Source organism: Streptomyces sp. NPDC058955, from assembly GCF_042741435.1.
In the GTDB taxonomy this organism is placed as follows: domain Bacteria; phylum Actinomycetota; class Actinomycetes; order Streptomycetales; family Streptomycetaceae; genus Streptomyces.
Genome location: NZ_JBHYKM010000032.1, coordinates 18,882 through 43,260, shown reverse-complemented (window position 1 = coordinate 43,260; position 24,379 = coordinate 18,882). Strand labels below are relative to the sequence as shown.

Annotated in this window: 21 protein-coding genes; 20 read left to right on the top strand and 1 reads right to left on the bottom strand. The window is 73.7% G+C overall.

Annotation, left to right across the window (positions count from 1 at the left end):
* Window positions 1–9 precede the first annotated feature (9 nt).
* The gene (locus tag ACFW1I_RS15345) at window positions 10–1,638 is read right to left on the bottom strand and encodes a protein kinase (RefSeq protein WP_384669961.1); all 1,629 of its coding nucleotides are present in this window, start codon (window positions 1,636–1,638) and stop codon (window positions 10–12) included.
* Between the two features lie 87 nt (window positions 1,639–1,725).
* Between ACFW1I_RS15345 and ACFW1I_RS15340 the strand changes: the two genes are divergently transcribed.
* The 20 genes from ACFW1I_RS15340 to ACFW1I_RS15245 all read left to right on the top strand — a co-directional run bounded on the left by ACFW1I_RS15340 (window position 1,726) and on the right by ACFW1I_RS15245 (window position 24,374).
* On the top strand, window positions 1,726–2,385 hold the full coding sequence (locus ACFW1I_RS15340) for a TetR/AcrR family transcriptional regulator (RefSeq protein ID WP_384669959.1): 660 nt from the start codon (window positions 1,726–1,728) through the stop codon (window positions 2,383–2,385).
* 177 nt (window positions 2,386–2,562) lie between these two features.
* Entirely contained in the window at window positions 2,563–3,720 is a 1,158-nt protein-coding gene (locus tag ACFW1I_RS15335) for an agmatine/peptidylarginine deiminase (protein ID WP_384669958.1), read from the top strand.
* A 44-nt stretch (window positions 3,721–3,764) separates the two neighbouring features.
* The gene (locus ACFW1I_RS15330) at window positions 3,765–4,634 is read left to right on the top strand and encodes a DUF4436 family protein (RefSeq protein WP_384669957.1); all 870 of its coding nucleotides are present in this window, start codon (window positions 3,765–3,767) and stop codon (window positions 4,632–4,634) included.
* A 232-nt stretch (window positions 4,635–4,866) separates the two neighbouring features.
* Window positions 4,867–5,619: a BTAD domain-containing putative transcriptional regulator gene (locus tag ACFW1I_RS15325; protein WP_384669955.1), complete on the top strand. Its 753-nt coding sequence runs from the start codon at window positions 4,867–4,869 to the stop codon at window positions 5,617–5,619.
* 73 nt (window positions 5,620–5,692) lie between these two features.
* Window positions 5,693–7,240, top strand: coding sequence for a phage tail sheath family protein (locus ACFW1I_RS15320; protein WP_384669953.1), 1,548 nt, complete (start codon window positions 5,693–5,695; stop codon window positions 7,238–7,240).
* Between the two features lie 10 nt (window positions 7,241–7,250).
* On the top strand, window positions 7,251–7,772 hold the full coding sequence (locus ACFW1I_RS15315) for a phage tail protein (RefSeq protein ID WP_384669951.1): 522 nt from the start codon (window positions 7,251–7,253) through the stop codon (window positions 7,770–7,772).
* A gap of 2 nt (window positions 7,773–7,774) precedes the next feature.
* The gene (locus ACFW1I_RS15310) at window positions 7,775–8,539 is read left to right on the top strand and encodes a hypothetical protein (protein WP_384669949.1); all 765 of its coding nucleotides are present in this window, start codon (window positions 7,775–7,777) and stop codon (window positions 8,537–8,539) included.
* Window positions 8,536–9,408 (top strand): hypothetical protein, encoded by an 873-nt coding sequence (locus tag ACFW1I_RS15305; RefSeq protein WP_384669948.1) that lies wholly within the window; start codon window positions 8,536–8,538, stop codon window positions 9,406–9,408. The genes ACFW1I_RS15310 and ACFW1I_RS15305 overlap by 4 nt, the downstream gene beginning before the upstream one ends.
* Window positions 9,405–9,668: a hypothetical protein gene (locus ACFW1I_RS15300; RefSeq protein ID WP_384669946.1), complete on the top strand. Its 264-nt coding sequence runs from the start codon at window positions 9,405–9,407 to the stop codon at window positions 9,666–9,668. Before ACFW1I_RS15305 ends, ACFW1I_RS15300 begins: the two co-directional genes overlap by 4 nt.
* Complete coding sequence (locus tag ACFW1I_RS15295) at window positions 9,665–10,300, top strand: hypothetical protein (protein ID WP_384669944.1); 636 nt, start codon at window positions 9,665–9,667, stop codon at window positions 10,298–10,300. The genes ACFW1I_RS15300 and ACFW1I_RS15295 overlap by 4 nt, the downstream gene beginning before the upstream one ends.
* Window positions 10,301–10,681 carry a LysM domain-containing protein gene (locus ACFW1I_RS15290; RefSeq protein WP_384669943.1) on the top strand — a complete coding sequence of 127 codons (381 nt, stop codon included), beginning with the start codon at window positions 10,301–10,303 and terminating at the stop codon, window positions 10,679–10,681. It abuts the gene before it with no gap.
* The gene (locus ACFW1I_RS15285; RefSeq protein WP_384669942.1) at window positions 10,674–11,801 is read left to right on the top strand and encodes a hypothetical protein; all 1,128 of its coding nucleotides are present in this window, start codon (window positions 10,674–10,676) and stop codon (window positions 11,799–11,801) included. Before ACFW1I_RS15290 ends, ACFW1I_RS15285 begins: the two co-directional genes overlap by 8 nt.
* The gene (locus ACFW1I_RS15280) at window positions 11,798–12,325 is read left to right on the top strand and encodes a phage baseplate assembly protein V (RefSeq protein WP_384669941.1); all 528 of its coding nucleotides are present in this window, start codon (window positions 11,798–11,800) and stop codon (window positions 12,323–12,325) included. The genes ACFW1I_RS15285 and ACFW1I_RS15280 overlap by 4 nt, the downstream gene beginning before the upstream one ends.
* A gap of 3 nt (window positions 12,326–12,328) precedes the next feature.
* Entirely contained in the window at window positions 12,329–12,646 is a 318-nt protein-coding gene (locus ACFW1I_RS15275; RefSeq protein WP_384669940.1) for a hypothetical protein, read from the top strand.
* Between the two features lie 10 nt (window positions 12,647–12,656).
* Window positions 12,657–13,022 carry a GPW/gp25 family protein gene (locus ACFW1I_RS15270; protein WP_384669939.1) on the top strand — a complete coding sequence of 122 codons (366 nt, stop codon included), beginning with the start codon at window positions 12,657–12,659 and terminating at the stop codon, window positions 13,020–13,022.
* Entirely contained in the window at window positions 13,019–15,760 is a 2,742-nt protein-coding gene (locus tag ACFW1I_RS15265) for a putative baseplate assembly protein (protein WP_384669937.1), read from the top strand. Before ACFW1I_RS15270 ends, ACFW1I_RS15265 begins: the two co-directional genes overlap by 4 nt.
* Window positions 15,757–18,357 carry a baseplate J/gp47 family protein gene (locus ACFW1I_RS15260; protein ID WP_384669936.1) on the top strand — a complete coding sequence of 867 codons (2,601 nt, stop codon included), beginning with the start codon at window positions 15,757–15,759 and terminating at the stop codon, window positions 18,355–18,357. The genes ACFW1I_RS15265 and ACFW1I_RS15260 overlap by 4 nt, the downstream gene beginning before the upstream one ends.
* Window positions 18,354–20,531 carry a hypothetical protein gene (locus ACFW1I_RS15255; protein ID WP_384669934.1) on the top strand — a complete coding sequence of 726 codons (2,178 nt, stop codon included), beginning with the start codon at window positions 18,354–18,356 and terminating at the stop codon, window positions 20,529–20,531. Before ACFW1I_RS15260 ends, ACFW1I_RS15255 begins: the two co-directional genes overlap by 4 nt.
* Before the next feature lie 16 nt (window positions 20,532–20,547).
* A complete protein-coding gene (locus ACFW1I_RS15250; protein WP_384669933.1) occupies window positions 20,548–23,781 on the top strand; it encodes a DUF6519 domain-containing protein in 3,234 nt (1,077 codons plus the stop codon).
* Window positions 23,782–23,870: 89 nt separating this feature from the next.
* A complete protein-coding gene (locus tag ACFW1I_RS15245) occupies window positions 23,871–24,374 on the top strand; it encodes a hypothetical protein (protein WP_384669932.1) in 504 nt (167 codons plus the stop codon).
* Window positions 24,375–24,379: the final 5 nt, after the last annotated feature.

Genomic DNA, 24,379 nt, shown 5'->3' with positions numbered 1-24,379 from the left:
ATCACCCGCCTACTCCCGGCGGTAGTGCTCGAAGAGCGCGGTGACCGGCCCGCCGTCGGCCCGGGCCTCCAGGAGCCACACGACGACGAGGTCCCGGCCGTCGGCGCCGCGGATGCAGAAGGGCCTCTCGTCGGCCAGGTCGGCGAAGGCGATCCGGGTGACCGGCTGCGTGTCGACGCCCCGGACGCAGTCGGCGGGGCCCAGCTCGCCGCCCTCGGCGACGAAGGCGTCGCTGTCCTCGGGCAGGACGAACTCCGACCGGTCCCGCGCCAGGTACCAGCGGGCGGTGTCCGTGGGCACGACCTTCCGGGCCCCCAGGTCGAACTCGTAGCTGTCGTCCGGGGCGGTGAGCGTGACGTCCTGGCCGACCCGGACATAGGAAGCAGGGGAGGCCGGGGAGGCAGGGTCGGGACCGGACGGCGGGCCGAGGAGGTACACCCCGCCACCAACCGCACCGACGGCCGCGCACGCGGCGAGGGCCCACACCACCGGACGCCGCCGGCCCCGCCGCGCCCGGCGCCCGGGAGAACCGGGAGCCCCGCCGCCGTCCCGCACCGGCGACCCCGCCCCCTGAACCGGCACGCCACCCGGAGGACGTACCCCGGCAGCCACGGGAGTCGGCGCACCGGGCGTCGCCGGACTCGGCACACCGGGAGGCGCCGGCGCCGCGAGCGTGGGCTGCGCGTGCACCGCCGCCGCCGTCGGCCACGCCGACGGCGCGGGATGCGCCGCCCGTCCCGCCACCTCGCTGCCGATCGACCACGGCAGCCACCCCTCCCCGAACTCGGGTCTCGGCCCCACGAGCGGGTGGGCGCGGACGGCCGCGATCAGGTCCGCCGGCGTCGGACGGTCCTCGGGCCGCTTGGCGAGGCACCAGGCCGTCACGTCACGCAGGTCCTGCGGCACCCGGGCGAGGTCGGGCTCCTCGTGGACCACCCGGTACAGCGCCGCCGACTCCGGCCCCGACCCGAACGGCGCCTCGCCGCTGACCACGTACGTGACGAGGGCGCCGAGCGCGAAGACGTCGGTGGCCGGCGACACCGGGCCGCCGAGCGCCTGCTCGGGCGCCATGAAGGCGGCGGTGCCGATCCGCAGGCCCGTCCCGGTCAGCGCGACGGCGTCGGCGGCCCGCGCGATGCCGAAGTCGATGACGCGGGGCCCGTCCTCCGCGATCAGCACGTTGGCGGGCTTGAGGTCGCGGTGGACGACACCGGCCCGGTGGATCGCCTCCAGCGCCTCGGCGATGCCGGCCAGCAGCATGAGCACCGTACGCACCGGGAGCGGGCCGTGCCGCCGGACCACCTCGTGCAGCGACGGGCCGGGGACGTAGGCGGTGGCGAGCCACGGGGTGGGGGCGTCCACGCCCGAGGCGACCACCTGCGCGGTGAACAGGCCGTGGATGCGCTCGGCACTGGCCACCTCCTGCGCGAAGCGCAGCCGGAACTCGGGATCACCCGCGAACTCCTCCCGCACCGCCTTCAGCGCGATGGGACGGCCGCCTGGGGTGTGGGCCAGGTAGACCACGCCCATGCCGCCCGAGCCCAGTCGCGCCTGGAGGCGGTAGCCGCCGATCTCTCGCGGGTCGTCGGCCGTCAGCGCCGCGTGGGCGGGCTGTGCACCAGGAAGCTGAGCGGACATGCGGGGCTCTTTCGACGAGAGGGAACGAAGGGCGCGAGTCGAGGACGCAACCGGCGCATCGTGCATCTAACTAAAGTTTCAGTCAACATGCGACACTGGCGGCTCGGACCGCACGGGAGGGGAACACACGTGGCGACGGACCGCCGAAGCGCCATCCTGGAAGGCGCCGCCCGGGTCATAGCCCGGCGAGGAGTGCGCGGCTTGCGCATGGAGGAACTGGCCACCGAGGCCGGAGTCTCCACCGCGCTGATCTACTACCACTTCCGGGACCGGGCCGGCGTCCTCCGGCACACCCTGGAGTTCATCAGCGACCGCGCCGACCGGTACACCTCCGGCGGGGACGCCAGAGGCGGCAGGGACGTCGGGGGCGGCGCGGACGACGCCGAGGCGCCGCACGACCCCCGGTGGGAGCTGGAGCAGTCCCTGCTCCTCGAATTCCAGGACCTCCCCGAGGTCCGCGAGAACAGCACGGCCTGGGGCGAGCTGCGCGCCAGCGCCGTCTTCGAGCCCGAGTTGCGCGGCGACCTGGCCAGGGCCACGCTGACCTGGATCCACGATGTCGCGGACCTCCTGGGCGGCATCCGGCCGACCGCTCCCGCGCCCGCCCTCACGGCCTCCGCCGAGCGGCTCACCGGCCTCCTGGAGGGGCTCAGCACGCGCTGGCTCAGCGGCGCGCTCCCCCTGCCCCACGCCCGCGAGCTGCTGAAGGAGGCGGTCACCCTCGAACTCGAACGCCTGAGCCGCTGACGGCGGCCGGGTCCCACGCCTCCAGGTTTGACTGAAAATTCAGTCAGTGACACAGTGGCGGTACGACAGCCCCAGGGCGACACGACAGCCCCGTCCGGCCCGGCGATGCCAGGGATCCGCAGACCTGTCCGTGCACCCTGTTGTCCTGGTGCGCCCCCACATCGATCGGAGACCCCGATGTCCGACTTCCGCCCCTCCCGCCGCTCCGCCCTGCGGGTGCTCGCCGGGATCGGCGCACTCGCTCTCGGCTCCACCGCGTGCGGCCCCACCGACCCCGGCCGGTCGGGCGCCGCAGCCACCGGCCCCGCCACCGGCACCGACGTGGACCGCCGCCTGGGCGCCGAGTGGGAGAGCCACGCCCGCACCTTCATGTCGTGGCCGGCCCTCGCCTCCGTCTGGGGCGAGGACCTGCCCTACGTACGGAAGGACATCGCGCGCGTCGCCCGGGCCATCGCCGCGTACGAGTACGTCGTGATGATGGCGCGCCCCGACCAGGTGGCCGCCGCCCAGAAGGCGTGCGGCAGGGACGTCGAGGTCATCCCGCTCGCCGTCGACGACCTGTGGGCCCGCGACACCGTCCCGGTCTTCGTCGAGGAGGCCGGCGAGGTCGTCGGCGTCGACTTCAACTTCAACGGCTGGGGCGAGAAGCAGGTCCACGACAACGACGCCGAGGTCGGCCGGAAGCTGCTCGCCAAATACCGGATCCCCCGCGAGGAGGCCCCCCTCGTCGCCGAGGGCGGCTCCTTCGAGACGGACGGCGAGGGAACGCTGCTGGTCACCGAGAGCTCGATCGTCAACGCCAACCGCAACCCGGGCATGAGCCGCGCCGAGATCGAGGCCGAGCTCAAGGAGCTCCTGGGCATGGAGAAGGTGATCTGGCTGAAGGGCGTCCGCGGCGAGGACATCACCGACGCCCACGTCGACAGCCTCGTCCGGTTCACCGCCCCCGGCGTGATCCTCCTGGACCGGGCCTTCCCCGGCATGCCCGCCGACTCCTGGTCGCGCTCCTCGGACCAGGCCGCGTCCGTGCTGCGCGAGGCCACCGACGCGAAGGGCCGCCCCTTCGAGGTCATCGACCTGCCGCAGCCCGACCCCGACCGGATCAGCGGCTACAGCGACGACTTCCTCTCGACGTACGCGAACTTCTACATCGGCAACGACGCGGTGTACATGCCCAAGTTCGGCGACCGGAAGGCCGACGACCGGGCCCGGGGCATCCTCCAGGAGCACTTCCCCAAGCGGGACATCGTGCAGGTGAACATCGACACCATCGCCACCGGAGGCGGCGGCATCCACTGCGCCACCCACGACCAGCCCGGCAAGCCGGTCGACTGACCGGGGACCGGGAAGCGCCGGAGAAGAGACCGAGGAGAGACCGCGTGTCCACCACCCGCCGCCGCGTCACGACCCGGGGCGGCCTGCTGCCCGCCGCCCTCGCCTGCCTCCTGATCGCGGCCGCCGTCGCCCTGGGCGTCTGGGTCCAGTTCGGCGAACGCCAGAGCCAGGACACGGTGTACGCCGTGGGCGGTCCGGCCCCGGACCGGGTGGACGTCCGGGCCTCGGTCCAGCGCGTCGACGCCGCCGGCCGGGAGCTGACCCTCCGCGTCCTGGTCGTCCCCCGGGGCGCCCTGGCCGAGGCCGGCGGCGTCTCCCCCACCGAGGACCTGACGCTCCAGACCTCCTCCTCCACCCGGGGCGACCTGTCCTTCCCGGCGCACAGCCGCATCGCGACCACGGACCTGCCCGTCACCCTGACCGGCGGCTCGATCACCGACTACCCCTTCGACTCCTACGACGCGGCGATCGAGTTCACCGCCGTCCAGGGCGGCGAGACGGTCCCCGTCCGCACGACGCTGACCAACGCGGACGCGCTCTTCGCCGCGACGGTGGACGCCACCGAGGAGAACGGAACCGCCCTGTTCGCCGTCTCCCTCGGCCGCTCCGACAGCGTGCTCGTCTTCGCCGTCTTCATGATGGTGGCCATGTGGGCCCTGGCCGTCTCCGTGTTCCTCGGCGCCTGGTTCCTCGTCACCCGCCGCAAGGGACTGACCTGGCCCGCCCTCGGCTGGATGGCCGCCACCCTCTTCGCCCTCGCCGCCTTCCGCAACACCGCCCCCGGCACACCCCCGATCGGCAGCCTCCTGGACTACCTCGCCTTCCTCTGGGCCGAGACCGTGATCGCCTGCTGCCTCGTCACCGTGACCCTCACCGCCTTCCACGCCGAACGACCCACCCCGGAGAGCGCGTGACCCCACCCCGGGACGTCCGGCGGGGTCCGCAAGGCGTCAACCTGGCCGCCCGGAGCTCCTTCACCCGGTAAGTCGAACCGCGGGGAGGCGTCCTGAGCGCCGTCGGGCGGGCCGTGCCCGTGGGTCCGCTCCCCCCTCGACCGCGGCCGGGACGCCGCACCCGATCCTCTCCGGCACCGCTGGGCTACCTTGCGATCGAACTTCTCGCTCGTCACCCAGCGTGAGGAAGTCCATGTCCGTATCGAGCAGGGTCACCCCCGACACCGTCGTCGTCCGGCTGCTGGACGGATTCGCGGTGCAGCGCGGTGACCGCACGGTCGCCGTCCCCCCGAGCGGGCAGCGGCTCGTCGCCTATCTCGCTCTGCGGACCGGCGCCAGCCGCTCGGTCGCCGCGGCCGCGCTGTGGCCCGAGGTCCCTGACGAGAAGTCACAGGCCAGCCTCCGGACCGCCGTGTGGCGGGTGAACCGGGCGGTGTCCGGTCTGGTGATCGCCCGTGGGACGCACGTCGCCCTGGCGCCGGACGCGGTCGTCGACCACCGCGAGCTCACCGCTCGCGTCAGGCTGATGCTGCGGCCGCCCGCCGACGCGCAGACACCCCCCGTGGAGGACGACGGATACGCCTGGCTGCTGATCGGCGGGGAGCTGCTGCCGGGCTGGTGCGACGAGTGGGTGCTCCTGGAGCAGGAGCACACCCGCCAGCTCCGGCTGCACGCGCTGGAGACGGGTGCCCACCGGATGTCGGTGCACGGCCGCCACGCGGAGGCCCTGGAACTGGCCTTCGAGGCCGTACGCCTCGAACCGCTGCGGGAGAGCGCCAGCAGAGCCGTCATCGCCGTCCACGTGTCCGAAGGCAACAGCGTCGACGCGGTCCGCCACTACGAGTGGTTCCGCAGACTCCTCGACACGGAACTGGGACTGCGCCCCTCCGCGCAGCTGACGGCGCTGGCCCGTGGCCAGGTCGCACCGCCCCGTCACCCCCGGTGATCGGACGGTGACGGCGCGGTGACGCCGACGGGATAGGTCTGGGGCAACAGACGACTTGGCGGAGGGAAAGCAGATGCCGGTGCAATTGTCCTACCCCGGCGTGTACGTGGAAGAGCTGTCGAGCGGCGTGCGCACGATCACCGGTGTCCCCACGTCGGTCACCGCCTTCGTCGGCCGGGCCCTGCGCGGTCCGCTCCACACACCGGTGACGCTGACCTCCTTCGCCGACTTCGAGCGTGCCTTCGGCGGCCTGTGGTCGGAGAGTCATCTGGGCTACTCCGTGCGCGACTTCTTCCAGCAGGGCGGCGGCACCGCCCTCGTCGTACGGGTCCACGCCGCCGCCGCCAACGACACCGCGAGCATCGCTCTCGGCACGGGCAACCGGCGGCTGAAGCTCAACGCGGCCTCGCCGGGCGGCTGGGGTTCGAAGCTCAAGGCGACGGTGGACGCCGACGTCCGGCTGAACGCCGACGGCACGAAGGACCCGAACCTGTTCAACCTGACGGTCGAGGACACCGGGACGGGTGTGAAGGAGACCTTCCGCAACGTGTCCATCGCCGCGAACGCCGCCCGCCGGGTGGACCTCGTTCTCGCGGCCGAGTCCGCGCTCGTCAGGGCCGAGACACCGCTCCCCACCAACCCGCAGTCCGCCTTCCCGGTGGAGGCCACCGCCACCAATGGAGGTGACGGCGGCGCGATCGCGGCCGCGGACATCACCACCGGCCCCAACTTCCAGGCGGACAAGAAGGGCCTCTACGCCCTGGAGCACGCCGATCTCTTCAACCTGCTCGTCATCCCGCCGTACACGGGCGCCGGCGAACTCGGCGACCTCGACGTCGAACCCACGGTCCTCGACGAGGCCGTCCGGTACGCCGGGACGCGCCGTGCCGTCGCGGTGCTCGACGCGCCCGGGGGCTGGAACACGGTGGCTCAGGCCGTGACCGGCGCGACGGCGGCCACGTTCACCAGCAGCCGGAACGCCATCGTGTACTTCCCCCGGGTCCGGCAGCCGGATCCGCTCCGTGACAACCAGCCGATGCGTTTCGCCCCCTCCGGGGCGATCGCCGGTCTCATCGCCCGGACCGACGCGAACCGAGGTGTGTGGAAGGCGCCGGCCGGACTCGACGCCACGCTGTCCGGTGTCACCCGGCTGGACGTCCCGCTGACCGACCTCGAGATCGGTCAGCTCAATCCCGTCGCGGTGAACTGCCTCCGTGCGGCACCGTCCGTCGGGCACGTGGTCTGGGGCGCCCGCACCCGCAACGGCGCCGACCGGATCGCCTCGGAGTGGAAGTACCTGCCGGTGCGCCGGACCGCGCTGTTCATCGAGGAGAGCCTGTTCCGCGGGATCCAGTGGGCGGTCTTCGAACCGAACGACGAACCCCTGTGGGCCCAGCTCCGCCTGAACATCGGCGCCTTCCTCAACAACCTCTTCCGGCAGGGCGCGTTCCAGGGCAAGACCCCGCGGGAGGCGTACTTCGTCAAGTGCGACGCGACGACCACCACCCAGACCGACATCAACCTCGGCGTCGTCAACATCCTGGTCGGCTTCGCCCCGCTCAAGCCCGCCGAGTTCGTCGTCCTCCGGCTGCAGCAGATCGCCGGCCAGATCCCCGCCTAGGAGCCGACCCATGGCACAGTTCAGCGTGAACGCCCAGCGCTTCGACCCGTACAAGAACTTCAAGTTCCGGGTGAAGTGGGACGGCCGCTACGTCGCCGGCGTGAGCAAGGTGAGCGCCCTGAAGCGCACCACCGAGATCGTCGAGCACCGCGACGGCGCCGACCCGTCCACCGCGCGCAAGTCTCCGGGCCGCACGAAGTACGAGGCGATCACCCTCACCCGCGGCGTGACGCACGACCTCGAGTTCGAGCAGTGGGCCAACAAGGTGTGGAACTTCGGCTCCGGACTCGGCGCGGAGGTCTCCCTCAAGGACTTCCGCAAGGACCTGATCATCGAGCTGTACAACGAGGCGGGGCAGCTCGTGCTCGCCTACAAGGTCTTCCGGGCCTGGGTCTCGGAGTTCCAGTCCCTCCCCGAACTCGACGCCAACGCCAACGCGGTGGCCATCCAGACGCTCAAGATCGAGAACGAGGGCTGGGAACGCGACGTCGACGTGGTCGAGCCGCAAGAGCCGTCCTTCGTGGAGCCGTAGGGGTGACCGTGCGCGCACTGCCCTCCGGAGAGGTGCTTCGGCTGTGGGACGAGTGCCGGGACGCGTCCTCGCAGGAGCGTGCCCTCGCTCTGGCCGCCGCGGCCGACGACGGCGGCGCCCCCACACACGCCGACCGGCCCGTCGGCCGCGTCACCGCGCTCCTGTTGCGCCTTCACCAGGCGCTGGCGGGCCCGCGGATGGCGGCCACGGTCGTCTGCCCCGGGTGCCGCCGGACGGTGGAGTTCGCGGCATCGGCCGAAGCGCTGCTCGGCCTGGAGGACAAGATCGTCGACTCCCCCGCGCCGCTGCTGCACGGTGGGTACGAAGTGGTCTGGCGGTGCCCCTCGTACCGGGATCTCCAGGCACTCGCCGAGCACGACGGCCCGGACGATCCGGACCGGGGCGCGGTGCTGCTCCTCGACCGGTGCGTGCTGAGTCTGCGGCACGAGGACGACGGGACGAGCGTGGCCCGCGGCTCCGATCTGCCCGACTCGGTACGCGAGGCGTTGACCGAGGCCATGTCGGCCGCGGACCCGCTGGCCGACCTGCTGGTCGACCTGCGGTGTCCCGACTGCGAGCTGGACTTCACCGCCGACCTCGACGTGTCCGCCTTCGTGTGGGCCGAGGTCGAATCCCGAGGACGGCAGCTGCTGCTCGACGTCGACGCGCTCGCCCGCTCGTACGGCTGGTCCGAGCGCGAGGTCCTCGCGCTGAGCGAACCACGACGGGCGTGTTACGTCCGCATCATCACGGGGGAACAGCCATGACCGATCTGCTGCACAGGCTCGCCGCCCGGGCCACCGGGCACCGCCGCCTTCCCACCACCGTTCCGCTCCTGACGCCCCGACTGGCCGCCGATCGGCTCCCGGGCGAAGGCCTCGTCCCGCCCGTCGAGGACGGCATGCCCGAGGACACGGGGATCCCGGCCCCGGCGCCGGCACGGGACGGCCGGGCGTCCGCCCGGGCGGCGGGCGCGGCCCGGCTCCCCCGGGAGCACCGCCCCGACTCCGTGCCCGCCGCACCACCGCGGACCCCGCAGCCGGCCGCGCGGCCCGTCGTCGCGGGCGCCCCGCTCCGGCCGCCGGTCGCGGATCCCCCGGTGAGAGGGGAATCCGCCGAGGCCGACGACGGCTCCCGTCTGGCGCCCCTGCCGCCCCGCCGGCACCGGACCGCTCCGGTGACCGCCCCCGCCGTGAGCTTCGGCCCACCGACCGACGCACCGGGCGCGCCGCCGCCGCCCGGTCACCGCGCCGGCTCGTCGTCGGCGGCCGACGATCCGGAGCGACGGGGACGTCGACCGGGTCGCCGTCCCGTGGCGCCCGAGCGCGAGACAACGCGGCCGACGCGACGCGAGGAGCCCCCGGCGGTCCCCGTCGCCCGTCCCGTACCGGCTCCGGTGCCCGTGCCCCTGACCGTGCTCCCCCGTTCCGTCGAGCCCGCGTCCTTCCCCGCCGGTGACGAGCCGGCCCCCGCCGTCACCATCAGCATCGGCAGGATCGAGATCCGTGCGGTTCCCCCGGTCACGCACGCCTCCGGCACGCCGGAACCCGACGGTCCCCCGTCCGCCGGGGCAGGGCGGAGCTCCGGCACGCTGACCCTCGGCGACTTCCTCCGCGGCACCGGGGACACGCGATGAGCGGCGGTCGGCCGCGCGTGCGGATCGTCGTCGACGAGGTGGTCGTCCGCGGCCTGACGTCGACTCAGGCCACGGCCGTCGTGGCGGGCCTGGAGCGGGCGCTCGGCGCCCTCGCGGGCGGCGCCGACCCGGCCGCGCTCACCGGCCTCTCGGTCCACGTGGCGCGTCCTCGGCTTCCGCGCACCCCCGCGCCCGGCGCCGCCGCCCTCGGGGCGCAGGCCGCGACGGCCGTCTGGTCGGCCGTGGGAGGTGCGCGATGATCTCGCCCCGCGTCGTGAAGGGGGGCATCGTCCAGGTCGACGTGACCACCGGTCGGCCGCTGCGGACGATCGCGCTGCAGTACAACCCGGACGCCCTCACCCGCACGGTCTCCCTGCAGGCCGCCGGCAGCGACGCCGGTCAGGCACTGCGGCTGAAGGGCGTCGCCGTCGAGACCCTGCGCCTGGAGGCGGAGATCGACGCCACGGACCGGCTCGAGTTCCCCGCCGACAACCCCACAGCGGTCGAGTTCGGCATCCATCCGCAGCTCGCCGCCCTGGAACTGCTGGTGAACCCCAGGGCCACCGCCCTCGTGGACAACGACGCGCTGGCCGCCAGGGGCGTGCTGGAGGTCCTCCCCATGGAGACGCCGCTGACGCTGTTCGTGTGGAGCCGGCAGCGCGTCGTCCCGATCCGCGTCACCGAGCTCTCCATCGCCGAGGAGGCGTTCGACGCCTCGCTCAACCCGATCCGGGCCAAGGTCACCCTCGGCATGCGCGTGCTGTCCGTGGACGACCTCGGCTTCGGCCACCGCGGCGGGGCGCTGTTCATGAGTCACCTGCGCAACAAGGAGGCGCTGGCCGCCCGCGCCGGCTCGGCGGCTCTCTCCGCGCTCGGACTGGAGGTGATCTGAGTGCCCGACCCGCTCCAGGCACTCCTCGCGGCCGGTGCCGTGCCCGCGATCTCCCTGCCGCCCACCAGCCGCTACGCCGACGTGGGCGTCACGGCCCATGTCCCTCCGCCCGGCCCCGGCGAGGAACCCGCGCCGCCCGTCCCGTACTTCCGCCGCCGGCTGTGCCCGCCCCCGGAGCGCTTCGCCCTGCTCCACTCGTACCCGACCGCGGAGGGCGACCGCCGGGACCTGGTCGCCTCGCAGCTGCTCGGCGACCCGGAGCTGTGGTGGCGGCTCGCCGACGCCAACGGGGTGATCGACCCGGCCCGGATGACGCTGCCGCCCGGGCGTCGGCTGCGGATCACCCTCCCCGAGGGCGTACCCGGATCCGCCGATGCGTGACCTGCCCCCCGGCCCCGTCCGGCTCCAGTTGTTCCTCGGCCCGGCCGTCCCCGTGCCCGCGCCCCGTTTCGTCCTCGACGCGCTGACCGGCCTGAAGGTCGAGAGCGGCGCCGGGGACGCGCAGAGCGGGTTCGAGCTGACCTTCTCGATCCCCAAGGACTCCCCGGTGCAGGCGTTCTTCCCCGTCACCGTGCCGGTGTTCCGCTGCGTCGTCGCGGTCACGGTCCGGGGCGTCACCGAGGTCCTCGTCGACGGCGTGGTCACCCATCAGGACATGTCGGCGACGGGACCCACGTCGGTGCTCCACGTGAAGGGCAAGGACCTCACCTGCGTCATGGACCTGGTCCCCTTCGACGGCCTGCCCTACCCGGCGATGTCGCCGGCGCTGCGCGCCCTCACCGTGCTGGCCAAGTACGCGGCGCTGGGCTGCGCACCCGTCGTGATCCCGAGCCTGCTGGAGGACGTGCCCGTCCCCGTCGACCGCGTCCCCACCCACCAGGGCACCGACTACGCCTACGTCACGGCCCTCGCCAAGGAGGTCGGCCACGTCTTCTACATCGAGCCCGGACCGGTGCCGGGGGTGAGCAAGGCGTACTGGGGTCCGGAGGTCCGGCTGGGAGTGCCCCAGCCCGCGCTGAACGTCGGTCTCGACGCCGCCCACGACAACGTCGCCACCCTCAACTTCACCTTCGACAAGGAGAAGCGGGAGCTGCCCGTCGTCGCGATCCAGGAACGCGTCAGCAAGGCTCCGCTGAACCTGCCCGTCCCCGACGTGGCCCCGATCCGGCCGCCCCTGGGCCTGATCCCCCCGCTGCCGCCGAAGCTGCACCGCATGACCGACACCGCCAACCTGAGCCCGCTCGCCGCGGTGATGAAGGGCGTCGCCTACGCCGCCCAGCACTCGGACGCCGTGTTCGGGAGCGGCTCCCTGGACGTCGCGAAGTACGGCCACGTCCTGCGTTCCCGCAGGCTGGTGGGGGTACGCGGGGCGGGCACCGCCTTCGACGGCCTCTACTACGTCACGCGCGTGACGCACGACATCAAACGCGGCTCGTACACCCAGACGTTCTCCCTCGCCCGGAACGGCGTCGTCTCGACCGTCCCGGTGGTGCCCGTATGACCCAGACCCAGGCCCCCGCCGTGACCGGCTACCTCGGCAAGTACCGCGGCACCGTCGTCAACAACATCGACCCGCTGCAGCTGGGCCGGATCCAGGCCCTCGTCCCCGACGTGTCCCCGAGCGTGTCCTCGTGGGCCATGCCCTGCCTGCCCCTCGCGGGGGTCAACACGGGCGTCTTCGCCGTGCCGCCCATCGGGTCCGGCGTCTGGATCGAGTACGAGCACGGGGACGCGGACCACCCGGTGTGGGTGGGCGGCTACTGGGGCAGCCCGGCCGAGGTCCCCCTGCTGGCCCGCGCGGTGCCGCCCGGCGTCGCCGGCATCACCCTGCAGACGACGCTGAAGAACGGCCTGGTGATCAGCGACGCACCGGGTCCGACGGGAGGCATCCTGATCACCACCGCGACCGGCGCGATGATCTCGGTCAGCGACGTCGGCATCGTCATCAGCAACGGCAAGGGCGCGACGATCTCCCTCACGGGACCGACCACCGACATCAACCTCGGCGCGCTGACGGTGGTGTGAACGATGCCCGGACCGATCCTCCACCTCGGCGCCACCGTCCTGTGCGCCCACGCCGGACAGGCGACGCCGACCACGCCGTTCCCCCGTGTGACCGTCACCGGGCAGCCGGTCGTCACGCTGGCCACCCCGTACGTGGTCGCCGGCTGCGGGCTCACGGGCACCCCCACCCCGCCCTGCGTCACCGCCCAGTGGCTCGTCGGCGCCGTGCGCGTGCTCGCGGGAGGCTCACCTCTCGCGCTGCAGTCCGGCACGTCGATCTGCACCCCCACCGGCACCCCACTCAACCCGCTGACCGCCCAGACCCGGGCGATCGCCTCGTGAGGGACACCGCATGACCATCGACCACCCCTACGACATCGGCGGAAACGGCCGCACGGCGACGACGGATCCGGACGAGCACGTACGCGACATGATCGAACAGCTGCTGCTCACCTCGCCCGGGGAACGCGTGATGCGGCCCGACTTCGGCGCCGGCCTCCTGGACCTGGTCTTCGAGCCGGGCGGACCGGAGGCGGCGGCGACCACGCAGTACCTCGTCCAGACCGCCCTGGAGCGGCACCTCGGTCATGTGCTGACCGCCGACCGGGTCGAGGTGGAGGCCGTCGACTCCGCCCTGCTGGTCACCGTCTCCTACGTGGTGCTGCGCACCCGCGCCCACGACACCGCCGCCTTCCGCGTCCCGGGCGGCCGCCCATGACCCGCTTCCCCTGCCGCAAGCCGCACCGCCTGCTCGCGCTCCAGCAGGCGGGCGAGCTCAGCGACCTCAACGGCATCGAGTACGTGGAGGTCCTCGACACCGGCGCGCCGCACTGGGAACTGCGCCAGCGGATCCTGTACGTCCGGCTGGTGCGGCCCGCTCCCGACACGCTCGACCGGGGCAACGTGGTCATCGAGGGCGGCGAGCGCATCCCGACGGTGGAGGTCGGCTGGGCGGCGCGGGCCGACAACCCCTTCGTCCCGCCCGAGCTGGTCGTCGGCATCGACGCGCCCGACCACGTGCTGGTCGTCCGCACCCTGGACCGCGGGGACTTCTCCACGTACCGGCTGCGGCTCGTGCGGAACAGCACGTCGGACCTGCCGCCCGCCGGCTTCGACCCCCTGCTCGCCGAGGCCGAGTTCGCCTTCAAGGTGGAGTGCCCGAGCGACTTCGACTGCGCCCCCGCCGACGCCTGCCCGCCCGTGTCCCCGAGCGCCCCCGCGATCGACTACCTCGCCAAGGACTTCCAGGGCTTCCGCCGGCTGATGCTGGACCGGATCTCGCTGCTCGCACCCGAGTGGACCGAACGCAACCCGGCGGACGTCGGCACCGCGCTCGTCGAGCTGATGGCGTACGTGGCCGACGAACTGTCCTACCGTCAGGACGCCGTGGCCACCGAGGCGTTCCTCGGCACCGCCCGGAGCCGGATCTCCCTGCGCCGGCACGCCCGGCTCGTCGACTACCGCGTCCACGAGGGCTGCAACGCCCGCGTCTGGGTGCGGATCGGCGTCGACGGCGGCGCGGAGGCCACCCTGCCCGCCGGCACGCAGCTGCTCACGACGGTGCCGGGCGTGGGGCCGAAGGTGGCGCCGGACTCGCAGCAGTACCGGGCCGCGTTGGCGGCCCGGCCCGTCGTCTTCGAGACGGTGGAACCGGCACGCGTGCACCGCGACCTGACCGAGCTGCGCTTCCACACCTGGGGCGACCAGGGCTGCTGCCTGCCGAAGGGCGCCACGTCGGCGACGCTGCGCGGGACCCATCCGTACCTGCGGGCCGGAGACGTGCTGGTCCTGGCCGAGACGCTGTCGCCGACCACCGGGCAGGCCGTCGACGCCGACCCGACCCGGCGGTGGGCGGTCCGGCTCGTCGACGTCCGGGATTCCGAGGACCCGGTGGGCGGGCTGTTCGAGGACCCGCAGACCGCCGACCCGCTGCCCGTGACCGAGATCGGCTGGCACGAGGAGGACGCCCTGCCGTTCCCGCTGTGCCTCGGCGTCGTCGAGGGCGGCCTGGAGACCGCCCGGGCCTGGGGCAACATCGTCCTCGCGGACCACGGGCGGACCGTGCCCGACCCGCAGGGGCCCGGCGAGCCGCTCGGCGCGGTCCCGGGGCCGCGCCTGGTCAGGGTGGGCCGGCCGGGCGCCGGTGGTGCCACCCCGGCCGGCCCGGTGCCGGCCCGCTACCGCCCGACGCTGGCCCGCGGACCGCTCACGCACGCCGTCGCGGGCCCCCCGGCCGTCCTCTTCCGGCAGCCCGCCACCCCCGCGCTGCTGGCCGAGCTCACGTCGCTCGCCTACGACGAGGAGCTGCGGACCCTGCTGGGCTCCCACGGCCTGCGGCTGCAGGGGACGGTCACCGTCCGGGGCGCCGACCCGCTGTGGTCGATCAGTGACGGGGCGACCGTCGTGCGCGTCCACCACGCGCAGGGCGAACTGCGGGTGTCGGAGCGGCCGCCGCCCGCCTCGGTCGTCCCCGCGTCGCGCCCCCGCGAGGCACGTCCGGCGATCGAGCTGGTCGGGGAGCTGGGCGCGGACCGCCGCGCCTGGCAGGTGCGCCCCGACCTGCTGGACAGCGCGGCGGCCGCGGCCGAGTTCACCGTCGAGGCGGAGCACGACGGCACGGTCCGGCTGCGCTTCGGGGACGACGAGCACGGGGCACGGCCCAAGGAGGACACCCGGTTCTTCGCCCGCTACCGGGTGGGGAACGGGCGCGTGGGCAACGTCGGCGCGCAGTCGATCACCCACGTCGTGACCGACGTCGGCGCCGTCGCCTCCGTCCTCAATCCGCTGCCCGCGGCGGGCGGGACCGACCCCGAGTCCGCGGAGGAGATCCGCCGCGACGCCCCCCGGGCCTTCGCCGTGCAGGAGCGTGCCGTCACCGAGGCCGACTGGACCGAGGTCACGGAGCGCGTCGGCGCCGTGCAGCGCGCGGCGGCGACCTTCCGGTGGACCGGTTCCTGGCACACCGTGTTCGTCACCGCGGACCGGCGGGGCGGCAGGCCGGTCGACGCGGAGTTCGAGCGGGACCTGCGCGCCCGGGTGGAGCGGTACCGGCTGGCCGGCTACGACCTGGAGGTCGACGGCCCCGTCTTCGTACCCCTGGAGATCGGACTGCACGTGTGCGTGGAACGCGCCCATCTGCGGTCCGACGTCGGGGCGGCGGTGCTCAACCGGCTCGGCGCCGCCACGCTGCCGGGTGGCGGGCGCGGGCTGTTCCATCCGGACCGGCTCACCTTCGGCCAGCCGGTGCACCTGTCCACGGTCCTCGCGGAGGTGCACGCCGTGGCCGGAGTGCAGTCGGTGGACGTCCGCACCTTCCAGCGGCAGCGCCGACCGGAGAGCAGCGGTCTCGACAGCGGCGTCCTGGAGATGGGACGGCTGGAGATCGCCCGGCTGGACAACGACCCCAACTTCCCCGAGCGCGGCGTGCTCGACCTCACCCTGGGAGGCGGCCGGTGAACGACACCGTCATCGAAGGGGACGCGGGGACGTGCGGCTGCTGCTCCGGCGCCACCGCGCGCACCCCGGGCGTCCTCGGCAACCGGCCCGGACTGTCCGAGATCGCCTACCGCAGCGGCCTCCACGGCGACTTCCGGTCGAGCATGGTCGACGCCCTCACGGACCCGAGCCGGTCGAGGCTGTCCCGGCTGCTCACCCGCGACGCCGGCGATCCGACGATCGCCCTGGTCGACGCCTGGGCGGTGGTCTGTGACGTCCTGACCTTCTACAACGAGCGGCTCGCCAACGAGTCCTATCTGCGCACCGCCACGGAGCGCGTCTCCCTCCAGGAACTGGGGCGGCTCGTCGCCTACCGGCTCGCGCCCGGAGTCGCGGCGGAGACCCACCTCGCGTTCTCCCTGGAGAAGCCGCCGCCGACGGGGCAGCCGGCCGGGCTTCCCCCCGACCCCGGTCTGACCCCGCCGCAGCCGCCCACGGTCGTCGACCTGCCCGCCGGGCTCAGGGTGCAGAGCGTGCCCGGCCCGGGCGAGCGCCCGCAGATGTTCGAGACGGTGGAGGAGCTCGGCGCACGTCCCGAGTGGAACGCCCTGCCGGTCACCCGCACCAAGCCGCATCCGCCCGTCAAGGGCAGCGTCGACGCCTGGTTCGCCGGTGACCCGCTGCCCGTCCGTCGCGGCGACGCGATCCTCTTCGCGGGCACGGACCTCGCGCGCGACAAGTGGGACGTCCGGCTGGTGACCGATGTCGTACCGGACCCGGACGCCAAGCGCACGTACGTCCGCTGGGACCGGGGGCTCGGCTCGGACACCCCGTACAACGCGCCGGCCGACGAGCCGGACTCCTTCGTGCTGCGCAAGCGGCTCCGGGTGTTCGGCCACAACGCGCCGGTGTGGGCGGCGATGAACGCGGAGTTCCGCACCGGGTACGTGGCGGCGGTCCAGGAAGGACAGGTGACCGACCTGGAGTGGCCGAGGTTCCGGGCGGTCACCGGGTTCTCCGAGTTCGGCGAGGACTTCGCCGTCGTCGACCTCGACGGGTCACATCCGGACGTCGTGGTCGGGTCCTGGGTGGTCCTCTCCCAGGAACACGTCGTCCAGGGCACCGACTTCTACCGCGAACTCTTCGAGGTGGTGGACCGGACCGAGTTCTCCCGGGCGGAGTTCGCCGTGTCGGGTCCCGTCACCCGGCTGACCCTGCGGGGTGAGCAGAGCTCCTCGGGCGGGAACCGGGGCGGCGACGGGTACGCGTTCAGGACTCCACGTGACGTGACCGTCCTCGCCGTGTCCGAACCGCTCACGGTCGTCGAGGCGCCGGACCCCGACCCGTTGAGCGGTCCCGAGTTCCTCGTCGACGGCGACGCCACGGCCATGCTCCCGGGGCGCCGGCTCGTCCTGTCCGGCCCGCTCGACGACGAGGCCGGCGAACAGGGGGCCGAGGTCGTCGTCCTGGCGTCCGCCGTGGCCGAGGGCGCTCGGACACGGGTCAGGCTGACCAGGGCGCCCGCGGCCCGCTACCGGCGCGGGGCCACGGTGCTGTTCGGGAACGTCGTGAAGGCCACCCACGGCGAGACGGTGCACCAGGTCCTCGGCGACGGCGACGCCCGTCGCGCCTTCCAGACCATGCCGTTGCTGCACAGCCCGCTCACGCACGTCCGCGACGACACCCCGGAGGGCTTCGCCTCCACCCTCACCGTCCGGGCCGACGAGGTCGCCTGGCGCGAACTGCCCGGCCTGTACGGGGCGAAGGCCGGCGACCGGGTCTTCACCACCCGTGACGAACCCGACGGCACGGTCGTGGTGGCCTTCGGGGACGGACTGCGCGGAGCCCGGCTCCCCTCGGGATCGCACAACGTCCGCGCGACCTACCGCAAGGGGCTCGGCCTCGCCGGCAACCTGCCGGCCGACCGGCTGTCCCAGCTCATGGACCGGCCCCTCGGCGTCAAGGCCGCCACCAATCCCGTCCCCGCCGAGGGCGGCGCCGACCCGGAGGACGGACGGCACGCCCGGGCGTCGATGCCGCTGGCCACCCGTACCCTCGGCCGTGCCGTGGCGCTGCGCGACTACGCCGACTTCGCGCTCGCCTCCTCCGGGATCTCCCTCGCCCGGGCCGACGTGCTGAAGCTGCGGACCGGGCGGACGATCGTCGTCAGCGTCTGCGGCCCCGACGGCGGCGCGGCCCCCGATGTCACCGTCGCCCGGCTCGCGGCGGCGCTGCGCCGGCACGGAGACCCCTTGGCCCGCGTCGAGGTCCTGTCGGCCCGTCAGGTCCGGTTCCGGCTGGGGATCCGCGTGCGGGTGGATCCCGCCCGCGAGGCCAAGGCCGTGCTCGCCGCCGTCGAGGCCGCGCTGCGTGCCGCGTACGCGCCGCTGGTCCGCGGCATCGCCGCGCCGGTGCACCGCTCGCAGGTGGTGGCCGTCGCGGCGAGCGTGCCGGGCGTCGTCGCCGTCGGCCTGGACCTGCTGTACCGCGACGCACCGGGCCTGGAGAGCCGTCTCGTCGCCGCCGAGGCGTCCGTCGACACCGGCGGCCGGGCGGTCGCGGCCGAGTTGCTCGCCCTCGACGAAGCCCCCTTCGACCGGCTGCAGGAGCTGCCATGACCACACCCCGGCCCGAGCCCTCCGCCGCCGACCGGCTGTACGCACTGCTGCCCGCGGTGTACCGGCTGCGCGACGCGGAGCGGGGCGGAGCGCTGCGTGAACTGATCGACGTGCTCGCCACCCAGATGGACGTCCTGGAAGAGGATCTCGAACAGTTCTACGACGACCAGTTCATCGAGACCTGCGCCCCCTGGGTGGCGCCGTACATCGGTGACCTCATCGGCTACCGGATGCTGCACGGCGTGGCGGACAAGGTCCGCTCGCCGCGGGCCGAGGTGGCCCACACCATCGCGTACCGGCGCCGCAAGGGCACGGCCGCCGCGCTGGAGCAGCTCGCGCGGGACGTCACCGGGTGGCCGGCCCGTACCGTCGAGTTCTTCGAACGCCTCGTGACCACCCAGTACATGAACCACACCCGGCCGCACGCGCGCGTCACCCCCGGCATGCGCGAGCGGGAGGCGCTGTCGTGGGGCACCCGCATGAACGGCGCCTTCGACGACCTCTTCCACACGGCCGACGTACGCGCCATCGGCACTCCCCCGCCGCGCCGCGCCGGACGGTACGGCATCCCGAACGTCGGCATCTTCCTCTGGCGCACCGAGGCCGTGCGGCTCGACCGGACGCCGCTCGCCCCGCACGCCGAGGGCGACCGGCGCCGCTACCGCTTCGACACCCTGGGCAGCGACGCCCCGCTCTTCGGCAGGCCGCGCACCGAGGAGGACCTCGCCCACCTCGCCGAGCCGGAGGACGTCCCCCTGCCGCTGGACCGCCGCCGGCTGGGCGGCCGCCTCGACGCGTACTACGGGAGCGAAGGCAGCCTGCTGCTCTCCTCGGGGGTGCGCGACGCGGCCGGAGCGTGGGAGTTCACCCCCGTGCCGTCCTCCGAGGTCACCGTCTGCGACCTGTCGGACCTGCCCGGCGGCGGTGGGGCGTGGGCGCACGAGCCCGCCGCGGGCAAGGTCGCGATCGACCCCGTCCTGGGGCGGGTGTACTTCGGCACGGCCGTCCCGGAGGCGACCAAGCCGGTCGCCACCCACCACTACGGTCTCGCCGTGCCGGTGGGCGCCCGGGGGTCGGCGCGCGGCGAGCGGGTGGCCCCTCTCCCGCACCGCAGGGTCACCGACGGCGAGGCGCCGCAGACCGTCCTGGACGGGCTCGCCGCCGGGGGGACGCTGCGCATCACCGACTCCGACCGCTACGACGACCTGCGCACGGTGCGTACCACCACCGCCGGGTCGGCCGGCCCGGACACCTCCGTGTGGGTGCGCGCCGACGACGCCACCCGCCCCACGCTGGTGGCCCCGGACGGCCTGCGCCTCGCGATGGCCCCGCGGACCGAGGTCGTCCTCGACGGGCTCCTGGTCACCGGCGGGCCCGTCGTCCTGGAGGAGCAGGGCGACGGCGGCAACCGCACGATCGAGCTGCGCGACTGCACCCTCGTCCCGGGCCAGAGCCGTACCACCGACGGCCGCCCGGCCCACCCGGAGCGCGCCTCCCTGCTCGTCCTCGACCCCTTCGCCACGGTGCGGCTGACGCGCTGCGTCCTCGGGCCGATCGTCGCCGTCGAAGGCGCCGACATCACGCTCACCGACTGCGTCGTCGACGCCTCCGCCCCGACGGCGGTCGCCTACTGCGGACGTCCCGCACCCGCCGACGGCAGCCTGCGCACCGTCCCCGACGCGGCCGCGCAGGCGGTGGGCGGGGGCTCCGAGCCGGGCGGCCGCCTCCACCTGCACGAGTGCACCGTCATCGGCGGCGTCCACGCCTCCGAACTCCACGCGTCCAACTCGCTGCTCGTCGCCGAACTCGCCCCGGACGACCCCCGGGAGGCGGCCGTGTGGGCGCGGCGCCGGCAGCGGGGCTGCCTGCGCTACTCCTACGTGCCGGAGGACTCGCGCACGGGACGCCGCTACCGGTGCCGCCCGGATCCCGCCGACCCGCCGGGCACGCGCCGCGCCACCCGCCCGCGCTTCACCTCGCTCCGTTTCGGCGACCCCGCGTACGCCCAGCTCGGCACCACCACGCCGGACACGATCCGGCGCGGTGCCGACGACGAGGGCGAGATGGGCGCCACCCATCTGCTGTTCACCCCGCGGCGGGAGAGCGATCTCCTGCTGCGGCTCGACGAGTACCTCCGCTTCGGCCTCGAAGCGGGCTTCTTCTACGCGACCTGAGCAAGGAGGCCTCCCCATGGGAGCCGATCTGAGCCGCGTGCGGTTCGACGCGCTGCGCGACCACTCCGGCGTCGTCATGCAGCAGGGCCGACTGCTGCTCGACTCCGACTGGAACGAGTTCGTGGCGATCGTCGACCGCAGGCTGCGTGCCGCCGCCGCCGATCTCGGCAGTCCGGGGACCTCGGAGGGGATCGCCGGCGTCGCCGTCGTCCCCCGGACGACACCGGACGCGTTCCGGATCACCGGCTCGGCCGAGGGCCTCACCATCGGCCGCGGCCGCATGTACGTCGACGGTCTGCTCGCGGAGAACCACGGGTCGGGGCTCGACTTCGCCTTCGACCCGCTGCTCGCCGGCCCGGTGTGCACGACGGACACCGCGTACGTGAACCAGCCCTACTGGCCGAACCCGACGCCGCTGCCCACCACCGGCACCCACCTGGTGTACCTGGACGTGTGGCAGCGGGAAGTGACCCCGCTCAACGAGCCGGACCTGATCGAGGAGGCCGTGGGCGTCGACACCACCGTCCGCACCCAGACGGTGTGGCGGGTGCGCGTGCACGAGCCCGACACCCCCGGTGTCGACTGCGGCACCGGCGACGAGGACATCCCGGGCTGGGCCGAGGTCATCGCTCCCTCGGCCGGCCGGCTCACCACCGACGCGATCTTCGTGCCCGGGCCCGACAACCCGTGCGCGCTGCCGCCCACCGGCGACTACCGCGGCCTGGAGAACCAGACCTACCGGGTGCAGATCCACGACGGGGGCCCCGTCGGCACCGCCACGTTCAAGTGGTCCCGCGACAACGCCTCGGTCGCCATGCGGGTCGTCGAGGTCCTGGCGCCGGACCGGCTGCGGCCCGAGCACCTGGGCCGGGACACGGTGCTCGGGCTGCGTGAGAACGACTGGGTGGAGATCCTCGGCGACGTGCTGGAGCTCGACGAGCGGCCCGGTCACATGAGCCGGATCGAGGCGGTGCACGGCGACGGGACGATCACCATCGCCCCACCGCTCCCGGCCGAGCTGACCGCGACGGCCGAGGAGGCGTCGCGGGGGAGGCTGGCGATCCGCCGCTGGGACAACACGGGCACGATCAGGAGCGGGGACGGCACCGTGCTCCAGGACCTGGACGCCGACGACTCCACGGGGGTCATCAAGGTGTACGGGGGTGTGCCGGTCGTCCTCGAACACGGGATCACCGTGACGCTGGACGCCCCCGGCGGCGTCTTCCGCACCGGCGACCACTGGATCTTCGCCGCGCGCACCGCCACGGCCTCCGTCGAGCGGCTGTTCGCGGCGCCCCCGTTGGGCGTCCACCACCACTACGCCCGGCTGGCCGTCGTCACGTTCCCCGGCGAGGCGGAGGACTGCCGCACCCTGTGGCCGGACGGCGGAGGCTGCGGGGACTGCACGGTCTGCGTGACCCCGGAGTCGCACGCGAGCGGTGCCCTGACGGTGCAGGCGGCGGTGGACTCCGTCGCGGAGGAGGGCGGCTCGGTCTGTCTCTCCCCCGGTGTGTACCACCTCGTCGAGGGGCCCGTACGGATGCGGAGGGCGCGGTCGGTGCGCGTCCACGGGCAGGGCACGGGCACCCTGCTCGTCGGCGAGAGCGGCGGCTTCGACATCGGCCTCTCGGCCTTCGTCACCCTGGAGGACCTCACCGTCATCTCCAGCGGTGGCGCGCCGGCGCTCCGGTTCGCCGTCACGGCCGCGGTCACCGCGCGGCGGCTGACCGCGCTGGCCATCGGCGGCGGGACGGACGGCGAGACGGGCACGGCCTTCGAGCTGTCGGGCGCGTCGCTGCGGACCAGGATCCTGGACTGCGACATCATCGGCCGGACCGGCGTCGAGTCCCAGGAGTACCTGGACGGCGGCGACGGCGGCGACGGCGAGAACATCAGGGCCCATCTGCTGACGGCCGATCTGGAGATCGCCGGCAACCGGATGATGTGCTTCTCGTCGGGCGTGCAGTTCCGGGGCAGCGCGGCGCACGTCCTCCGCAACACCCTCCGCGACAACACGGTCCTGTTCACGCACAGCGCCGCCCTCCGCCTGCGCGGCGCGCTCTCGCCCCGGGGCTCGTTCGACGTCGTCGGCAATCACGTGCAGGCCGACGGGGTCGGCATCGAGGTGGACGCGAGCGGCTACACCGTCCGGGACAACACGATCGTCGGCACCCCGGAACCGGACCCCGGCCCGTCCCACGGGATCGTCGTGCGGCGCGGCGTGAGCGGCGTCCTGCGCGGCACCACCCGCGTCGCGGGCAATCGCATCCGCCACGTCATGGGCCCGGGCATCCTCCTGCGCGTGCCGACCGGCGACCTCGACGTCGCGCACAACACGATCGAACGGGCCGTCGAGGGCATCGTGGTCGCCGAGAGCGGCAGGCCGGCCGACGCCCGGATCGTCGGCAACACGCTGCGGGACATCATCCCGCGCCCGTTCGGCACCCCTCCCGCCAGCGTCCACGCCATCCGCCTCGTCGGCGCGGACCACGCGTTCGTCGCGTCGAACACCGTCTCCAACGTCACCACGCCCTCCACCGACGACGGGGAGGGCGGCGGTCCGGAACGCAAGACCGGCATGGCCGTACTGGCCTGCCGGGAGTCCCGGATCCACGGCAACACGGTGGAGTCGGTCGGCCGGGCGGGGGCCAGCGAGAACGACCGGTACCTCGGCATCCACGTCTCCGTCTTCACCCGCAGCGCCATCGAGAGCAACGTCTGCCGGCGGACGCCCGACGACGTCGACGACGACAGCCGCGCCCCGTGGAGCGGACTGCTCGTGGGCGGCGACCGCGAGGACGACGGGGACGCGCCCTTCCGCACCGCGCACATCGGCCCGTACGTCTCCGTCGTCGGGGACCGGGTCGGGTATCTGATCGGCCCGAACACCGCGTTCACGCTCGCCTCGAACGACGTCGGCCTGATCGTCTCCGCCAACACCCTCACCGGCGGTGCCCAGTTCCCGGCGGCGCGGATCGACATGGCGGGGGACGCCGTCGTCTCCGCCAACCAGCTCCGCCAGCAGGGCGACTCGGACCCGGCCGCGCTCGCCGTGCGGGCCAGGACCGCCACCGTGACCGGCAACCGTGCCAGGGGCGGCCGTCCGTCGATCCTCTTCGACGTCGATCCGGCCCACGTCGCCGTGCTCGGGAACATCACCAGCGGCGGCATCGGCCCGGACGACCCCATGGACCCGACGCACTCCATCGACCCGAAGTGGCTGAACCTCAATGTGCTGAACATCCTCTGACGGCGCGTCCGGCACCCGCCCCCGGGGGTCCGGACGCCCCCGCCCTCTTCCGCACCATCCGACCCGACCTCCGGAAGGACCCCGCACCGATGCCGATCGTCGTCGTCGAGCAGGAGAAGACACTCGCCGCCCTCGTCACACGGCTCCTGAAGACCAGAACGGCCAAGGCGGTGAAGGAGAAGGCGGCGCAGGCGATCCGCGCGGCCAATCCGGGCCTCGACCTCGACCGTCCGCGTCCGGGGATGATCGTGGTCGTGCCGCGGCTGGACGAGGCGAGCGACGACACCGACTGGGTGGACGAGTCCCTGGACCTCTTCCTCTCGCAGGTGAGCGGGGAACTCGACACGCTCGTCGAGGCCGCCCACAGCGCCCTGATGGCCGAGAAGGCCGAACTCGACACGACGGCCCGGGTGCTCGACGTCACGGAGGTCCAGGACGCGGCCCAGAACGACCCCCTGCTCCAGGAGATCCTGGTGCAGCTGCGCAGCTCGATCGACGCCGACGCGGAGGCCGCCGTCGAGAAGACCGACATCCTGACCAACGGCATCGAGCAGTGGTTCACCGACATCGACGACCTGAGCACGCTGTGGTGAGGACC